Below are 1,549 nucleotides of genomic sequence, written 5' to 3'. Positions count from 1 at the left end.
GGCGAGCCAGATGCTCCACCCGCCGCATCAGCACCATCGTTCAGGCCGTCCACACGCTGATGACCTGCGGCTATTCAGGATGAAAACGGCTCACTGTCCCCAGCTTTGCTCAGCGGCTCGCCGTTCATATACAGGACCTTCTCGGTGACGGTCCGTTTTCCCAGCCTGGTGGGTGGACTCATATGGGTGCTGTGATCTGCGATGTCAGTTTCCAGCCCCGGTGCAACTACGAGGCGACGCTCCGGCCGCGACTTCTCCGGCTGCAGAGGAGCTGGCCGGATGCGAGAACGGTCCGCGGGTTCCAGAGCCGGTTCGCCACGGAAGACCTTGCCCTCGCCATGAGGTTCAACCACGCCCGGAAGGTCGCGACGGCACACGCCATCACCGGTCTGCTGGCCGCCAACGGGGTCGACACCCGCGACGATCTCCATGCATGGCTCGGCCATCAGACCCATCGGGCCGTTCTGCGCACGGTGAAGGGCGTAGGGCCGAAGAGCATCGACTACCTCGGCAACCTTGTCGGCCGTTCGCAGGTCGCCGTCGACGTCTACCTGCGCAGCTTTGCCGCCGACGCAGGTGTACCCGACCTTCCCTACGAGCAGCTGCGCGTCGTGTACGAGGAAGCCGCCGTATTTCTCGGCCATGACAGAGGTGCACTGGAGCACGCCGTTTGGCGGTACAAGTCCAAGACCACATAGCCACTCCTGCTACACCAACGCCCGCACATCTAACGTGCTCCCTGTACCCGCAGGAATGGTCCTTGGTCGATCATGTGGTCGTCTTCGGCGAGCTCCTGCTCCCCGCACCCGCGGGGATGCCCTCGGCAGCGGGTGGCCTGGGGTGGACAGCGACCTGATCCCGGCTTCCGCAGGGTTGGTCCCCTCCAGGTGGTCTGGTCTGCTGAGCGTCTCGGCGGGGTTTCTCCGTAGGGGAGTGGTGTCTGGTTTGCCGGTTTCTGTGAAAGTGGTTCAAGTGGTGCTGCATGCGGGGCAGAACTGCAGGTCATTGAGTCTGCTCCCCGCGCGAGCGGGGATGGTCCCGTTCGCCGCACGTCACCGTGGTGGAGGCGACACTGCTCCCCGCGCGCGCGGGGATGGCCCTCACGACGAGCGGCCTCAGAATTACCTCGCGAGCTGCTCCCCGTATACGCGGGGATGGATCGTGCCTCAGGTGAGTCCCGATTTGTGAAACCGCCTGTTGCGATGTGCCGGTTTCGTGTCAGCGGGGCCGTTGCAGTGGCGGGTGATCAGGAGCGGCATGTTCCTGCAGGTCTTTGACCTGTGGCGATGACGGGCCGTTGGCATGAGGCGGTGCTTTGTGCTGTGCCGGCTGACACGGTGCGGTACATCCCCAGGTGGCTCACTGCCCCGAAGGCAGCACATCGCAGCCGGCTCCTGGCTCCCCTGCCTGCCGTGACGCTCCCGCACGTGTTCCTGCCCGCGTCGAGGTACCCCGCCGGCCCGTGGGGGTGGGCCCGTCCCGTGCCGGACCCTTTCGGCTCGTCCGGCAGCCCCGCGCCCACCGCTTGCCGTTGGTGGGGGCTGGTCGG

The 1,549-nt window shown here is 65.9% G+C and carries 1 protein-coding gene and 1 pseudogene; both read left to right on the top strand.

The genetic code is table 11. The features are described from left to right. Positions 1-83 (top strand): annotated as a pseudogene (locus tag ACFYUZ_RS39125) (IS5/IS1182 family transposase); the annotation flags it as partial. A 99-nt stretch (positions 84-182) separates the two neighbouring features. Beyond that, positions 183-698 (top strand): hypothetical protein, encoded by a 516-nt coding sequence (locus ACFYUZ_RS39120; RefSeq protein ID WP_389317964.1) that lies wholly within the window; start codon positions 183-185, stop codon positions 696-698. Positions 699-1,549 lie beyond the last annotated feature (851 nt).

Origin of the sequence: Streptomyces sp. NPDC004266, assembly GCF_042874095.1 — a bacterium.
Lineage (GTDB): Bacteria > Actinomycetota > Actinomycetes > Streptomycetales > Streptomycetaceae > Streptomyces.
The sequence above is the reverse complement of the archived record's forward strand: the minus strand, read 5'-3'. Positions and strand labels throughout refer to the sequence as shown.

Coding starts and splice junctions, on each gene's coding strand:
- ACFYUZ_RS39120 (WP_389317964.1), top strand. CDS start 183: ATGGGTGCTGTGATCTGCGATGTCAGTTTCCAGCCCCGGTGCAACTAC.